The sequence below is a fragment of the Brevundimonas sp. genome (assembly GCF_023259385.1).
Classification (GTDB): Bacteria; Pseudomonadota; Alphaproteobacteria; order Caulobacterales; family Caulobacteraceae; genus Brevundimonas.
The window spans coordinates 6969-11811 of sequence record NZ_JAHFPF010000096.1 but is presented as its reverse complement, the minus strand read 5'-3'; the positions used below and the strand labels follow the sequence as shown (position 1 = coordinate 11811).

Annotated in this window: 6 protein-coding genes, 1 pseudogene and 1 riboswitch; of the genes and pseudogenes, 2 read left to right on the top strand and 5 right to left on the bottom strand. The window is 69.6% G+C overall.

The genetic code is table 11. The features are described from left to right. Together Q0C81_RS09045 and Q0C81_RS09040 are read right to left on the bottom strand one after the other, a co-directional pair. Positions 1–387: pseudogene (locus Q0C81_RS09045) on the bottom strand (phosphomethylpyrimidine synthase ThiC); the annotation flags it as partial. 198 nt (positions 388–585) lie between these two features. Beyond that, positions 586–695, bottom strand: a riboswitch (TPP riboswitch). Positions 696–735: 40 nt separating this feature from the next. Then, on the bottom strand, positions 736–1275 hold the full coding sequence (locus tag Q0C81_RS09040) for a phage tail protein (RefSeq protein WP_291836714.1): 540 nt from the start codon (positions 1273–1275) through the stop codon (positions 736–738). Positions 1276–1430: 155 nt separating this feature from the next. Between Q0C81_RS09040 and Q0C81_RS09035 the strand changes: the two genes are divergently transcribed. Then, positions 1431–1874, top strand: coding sequence for a GNAT family N-acetyltransferase (locus Q0C81_RS09035; RefSeq protein WP_291836712.1), 444 nt, complete (start codon positions 1431–1433; stop codon positions 1872–1874). Here the strand turns inward: Q0C81_RS09035 and Q0C81_RS09030 are convergent, their stop codons facing one another. From Q0C81_RS09030 to Q0C81_RS09020, 3 genes are all read right to left on the bottom strand, one after another. Next, a complete protein-coding gene (locus Q0C81_RS09030) occupies positions 1875–2420 on the bottom strand; it encodes a phage tail protein (protein WP_291836710.1) in 546 nt (181 codons plus the stop codon). Between the two features lie 30 nt (positions 2421–2450). After that, positions 2451–2999: a phage tail protein gene (locus Q0C81_RS09025; RefSeq protein WP_291836708.1), complete on the bottom strand. Its 549-nt coding sequence runs from the start codon at positions 2997–2999 to the stop codon at positions 2451–2453. A gap of 143 nt (positions 3000–3142) precedes the next feature. Further along, positions 3143–3754, bottom strand: coding sequence for a TetR/AcrR family transcriptional regulator (locus tag Q0C81_RS09020; protein WP_291836706.1), 612 nt, complete (start codon positions 3752–3754; stop codon positions 3143–3145). A gap of 251 nt (positions 3755–4005) precedes the next feature. Between Q0C81_RS09020 and Q0C81_RS09015 the strand changes: the two genes are divergently transcribed. After that, a partial coding sequence (locus tag Q0C81_RS09015; RefSeq protein WP_291836704.1) for a D-cysteine desulfhydrase occupies positions 4006–4843 on the top strand: 838 nt, incomplete at its 3' end.

The window sequence follows — 4843 nt, the reverse complement described above, 5'->3', positions numbered from 1 at the left end:
GTATTCGTACTGGGTGACGGGGCGACCCTCGACGCCCTTGAAGACGCGGTGGTGCGAGGTGTCGAAGCGGGGGGCCAGGTTCTTGCCGCTGGCGTGGCCGTTGTCCTCGGGCTTGACCTCGCGCGGGTGCTCGACACGGGCGATGTCGCCGCGGTCCAGCTGCCAGCTGGACTTCACCAGGGGCAGGCCCTTCTTGATGTCGATCGTGACGGTCGGGTCGGTGTAGGGGCCCGAGGAGTCGTAGATGGTCACCGGCGGCTCATTGGCCGACGGGTGGACGGCGACTTCGCGGAAGGGGACGCGGATGTCCGGGTAGAGTTCGCCGGCGACATAGACCTTGCGCGATCCCTCGCGCTCGCCGGTGGGGATGGACCCCGTCTCCTTCATCACCGCCTCGCGGGCATCCTTGAGCGCGAGCTCGACATTTGGTTCGTGGCTATCGCTCGCGACGCGGTCGCTCGCTGCTTGAGCCAGGTTGGGCTCTTCGGGCAGGGCGGTCCCGGTCTTGGGGGGCGTGACGGAGATGTTCATGGCGGCCTCGAATGTGGAGGTCCGCCGACGTCGGGCGCGGTGGTCCTGTCGCGTGGACCAGAAGCGTACTCATCCCTTCGCCGGCATGACCCGGATCAGGTTCGACGGGTCAGAGGAGAAACCTCTATCTCAGCCGCTCGCTTGCGACCCCCCGGAGAACGGAAGCAGCCTTACGCCTCCGGGGGGATCGGTTCAACGGTCGGGTCAGTTGCGGCTGGGGAAGTTCCCCTCGATGCAGATGCAGTAGCTCAGCGTCAGATAGGGCTGCATCAGCGAAAGGGGCTGGGACATGCCGGCCAGGCCGATGGAGTCGGGCGCGAGCGGGCCGCGAGTCCCCTTCTCCCTGGGCGCATAGATGTTGATGTCGTTGCCGCTGGAGTCGGCGGCCTTGCCCAGGATCAGGCCAGGTCCCGGCGCGGCGGATTCGGCCGAGGCGTCCGTGGTGACCAGGCCGTGGGTGTGGCGCGGCATCTGCGCCTCCTGCAGGGTGGTCTTTTCCATGCCGCCTATCGAGGCCATCAGATAGTCGCCTCCGCCCAGGGAATGGCCGTCGCCGAGCACGGTGCGGCCGGCGAGGTTCGGCAACATGAAGGTCTGCCGTCCATCGCCGCCGTACATGGTGCCGAGCAGCGCGAACAGGGCGCTCTGCTGCGAGATGCTCATGGTCTGTCCCTGGCATTTCTGCCAGCCGCGCGGCGCGAACGTGAACGCGAACGATTGAACCGTGCCCATAAAGGCGTCCATTGTGTCTTCCCCCTGCCGGATGCGGGCGCGCCCGTCCGGCCCTGACGTCGATAACGTCCAGTTGCCAAAGGCTTATCCCAACACGCCAGCCGGGTTCCGGCAATGCCCGGGCGTCCCAGGGGTTGCGAATTCAGTCCCGCCGGGCAGGGTGAGGCATGGATATCGCCCGCCCCTATGACACCGCCGACCGCGAGGCCTGCCTGGCCCTGTTCGACAGCAATACGCCGCGCTTCTTCGATCCGTCGGAACGGGCGGACTTCGAGCGGTTCCTGGACGAGATGCGCTGGCCCTATCAGGTGATCGCGCGTGACGGGCGCATTGTGGCCTGCGGCGGCCATGCGATGGAGGCCGACGGGAAGACCGTGGCGCTGTGCTGGGGCATGGTCGAGCAGGGACTGCACGGGCAGGGGCTGGGCCGCAGGCTGACCGAGGCGCGGCTGGCGGCGGCGCGGGCCGAGCCGGGCGCGACCGGCGCGCGGCTGAACACCGGGACCTTGACCACCGGCTTCTACGAACGGTTCGGCTTCGTCGTGGAGCGGGTGGTCAAGGACGGCTACGCGCCGGGCAGCGACCAGCACGACATGACGCTGAGCTTCTGATCAGTTGCGGCTGGGGAAGATGCCCTGGACCGCGATGCAGTAGTTGTTGACCAGGAAGGGCTGCATGATCGGCGCGGGCTGGTTGCCGCCGGCCGGCCCGACGCCCTGCAGAGGCTCGGCGGCTCCGGCGGGGGCGTAGACATGGATGGTGACGGCGTCGCCCGAGGTCGGGTCGCTGCCGTTCGCTGTGCTCAGCCACTCGTTGGAGCCCGGCGCCGGCGCGGTGGAGCCGTTCACGGAGGCCATCATCAGGTGCATGTGCGCGGGCAGGTTCTGCACGGTCAGGGTCACGGCCTCCGACCCGCTGGACTCGCCGATGGTGTAGGTGGAGCCCCCCGGCAGGCGGCCCTGCCCCAGGAGGATGCGGCCGCGGGTGTCGGGGATGGCGAAATTGGTCGCGCCGTTCCCGCCGTAGGTGGTGCCGATCAGCGCGAACAGCGTCTGGTACTGGGCGATGGGCAGCAGGGAGCCGTCGCAGATCTTCCAGTTGCTGGGCGCGAACGGGAAGGCGAACGGCTGCAGCACGCCGATAAAGACCTCACTCATGGATCGTCTCCCTGGACAGGACGAGGGGGGTCAATTGCGGGACGGGAAGATGCCCGAGATCGCGATGCAGTAGTTGATCACGAGGTAGGGCTGCATGATGTTGAACGCCTGAGAGCCGCCGGCGATGCCGATCGACTGGGGCGCCAGGGTCGTGTTGGCCGGGCCGGGGCCGTAGACCTGGACGGTGAGGGCGTCGCCGCTGGTCGGGTCGGACCCGTTCGCGGCGGCCAGCATCAGGCTGGAGCCGGGCGTGGCCGAGGTGGCGGCGCCGGTCGCGGCCATCAGGCCGTGGGTGTGCTGGGGCATCTGCGACTGCAGCAGGGTTTCACGTTCGACGCCCGCCGCTTCACCCATGACATAGCTGGTGCCGGTGGTGCTGGTCCCCTGGCCGGTGGCGGTGCGGCCGTTGAGGTTGGGCAGGGCGAAGGTGGTGACCCCGTCGCCGCCGTAGGTGGTGCCGATCAATGAGAACAGCGCCGAGTTCTGCGCGATGGACAGCAGCTGGCCGCTGCAGAACATCCAGCCTCGCGGCGCCCACTGGAACGCGAACGGCTGGATCGTACCGAGGTAGACTTCCATAGACCCTCCCTGCCGGGACGCTTGAATGCGTCCTTCCGGCGCCTGGCGTCGGGTAACGTCAGGTTGCTGTGGAGCATACGAACACCCGAATCCCGCGCACGGCAATGCCCGAAAGGCCCGCAGTGCGTGAATTCGTACCGGCGTTACTCGGGGAAGGCGATCAGAAGGCGGTCGAGCGCGGCCTCGATGCGGGCCCAGCCGGCGTCGTCCAGGGCCACGCCGCCGACGCCGGGACGGGCGTCCGCCGACAGGGCCAGGTGCTGGACGGCGGCCAGCAGCACGGCGTTGAGGGCGACGGGGTCGCCCTCGGGCGGGACGCGCAGGCGCGGGCGGCGCTCGCGCATCCAGGCCTGCAGCACGGTGGAGCGATCGGCCTCGATCCGGTCCAGCAGGGGCGAGGCCTCGACCAGGGCCCAGGCCATCAGGCGCAGGGTCAGGGGACTGGCCCGGAGCGCGGCGACCCAGGCCGACAGGCTGAGCCGGGCGAAGGCGCGCAGGGACTCGGATTCAGTCGCCGGCGCGGCGTCCAGGCTGCGGACCAGGGCGCCGTGGGCGCGGGCGGCGATGCGCGTGACCACGCCGTCGACACCCTCGAAATAGCGATAGACCAGCTTGCGGTCGCAGCGCGCCTCGGCGGCCAGGGTCTGGACGTTCAGGCCGGGAAAGCCATCGCGCAGCAGGATGCGCTCGCCCGCCTCGACGATGGCGGCTTCGGTGGCGCTTCGGTCGCGCAGTCTGATCGGCGATTCGCCCATGGGGGCAGTCTCGGACCGGTCGCCTGAGTCGGACAAGGGGCCGATGACAAGGAAGGGGGAGAAGGTGCGGCCCCGGTCTGCGTCGGGGGGCGTGGCAGAGACCGGGGCCGCGAAAGGACTCTGTCGAGCGCGCATCGCCGCAAGGTCCAATGCGATAACAGGGATCACAAAGAACGGTTCCGGACATACGAATCATTTTTCGCGCGGGGTGCGCGGCGCGGTAGAGAGGGGCCTCGCCACGGAGCCGCCCCATGCATCTCGCCCGTTTTCCCCGCGTCCGCCTCGCCCACCTGCCGACCCCGCTGGAGCCTCTGCCCCGACTGTCGGAGGAGCTGGGCGTCGAGCTGTGGATCAAGCGCGACGACTGCACCGGCCTGGCCGGCGGCGGCAACAAGACCCGTAAGCTGGAGTTCCTGCTGGGCGAGGCCTTCGAGCAGGAGGCCGACACCCTGGTGACCCAGGGGGCGGTGCAGTCCAACCACGTGCGCCAGACCGCGGCCGCCGCGGCGGCGCACGGGCTGAAGTGCGAAGTCATCCTGGAGGAGCGGACCGGGTCCAGGGCGACCGACTATGTCGACAACGGCAACGTCCTGCTGGACCGGCTGTTCGGGGCGGTGATCCGCCGCGTGCCGGGCGGGACGGACATGGCGGCCGAGCTGGAGAAGACGGCGGCCGAGGTGAGGGCGCGCGGCGGGCGGCCCTATGTCATTCCGGGCGGCGGCTCCAATCCGGTGGGGGCGCTGGGCTATGTCGACTGCGCGCGAGAGATCGTGGTCGGGGCCGACGAGCTGGACCTGAGGATCGACCGGATCATCACCGCGACCGGCAGCGCCGGGACCCACGCGGGCCTGGTGGCCGGGCTGGCGGTGATGGGGGCGGACATCCCCGTGCTGGGCATCGGGGTGCGGGCCCCCAAGGCCAAGCAGGAAGAGAATGTGCTGAAGCTGGCGCGCGAGACGGCGGCCCTGCTGGGGCGGCCGGACGCGGTGACGGCGGAGATGGTCGTGGCCGACTGCGACTATGTCGGCGAGGGCTACGGCCTGGTGGACGATGCCCTGATCGAGACACTCAAGCTGGCGGCGCGGACCG

What these genes read in the sequence shown, in the direction of transcription:
- Q0C81_RS09040 (WP_291836714.1), bottom strand. Translation starts at nt 1,275, where the DNA reads ATGGACGCCTTTATGGGCACGGTTCAATCGTTCGCGTTCACGTTCGCG.
- Q0C81_RS09035 (WP_291836712.1), top strand. Translation starts at nt 1,431, where the DNA reads ATGGATATCGCCCGCCCCTATGACACCGCCGACCGCGAGGCCTGCCTG.
- Q0C81_RS09030 (WP_291836710.1), bottom strand. Translation starts at nt 2,420, where the DNA reads ATGAGTGAGGTCTTTATCGGCGTGCTGCAGCCGTTCGCCTTCCCGTTC.
- Q0C81_RS09025 (WP_291836708.1), bottom strand. Translation starts at nt 2,999, where the DNA reads ATGGAAGTCTACCTCGGTACGATCCAGCCGTTCGCGTTCCAGTGGGCG.
- Q0C81_RS09020 (WP_291836706.1), bottom strand. Translation starts at nt 3,754, where the DNA reads ATGGGCGAATCGCCGATCAGACTGCGCGACCGAAGCGCCACCGAAGCC.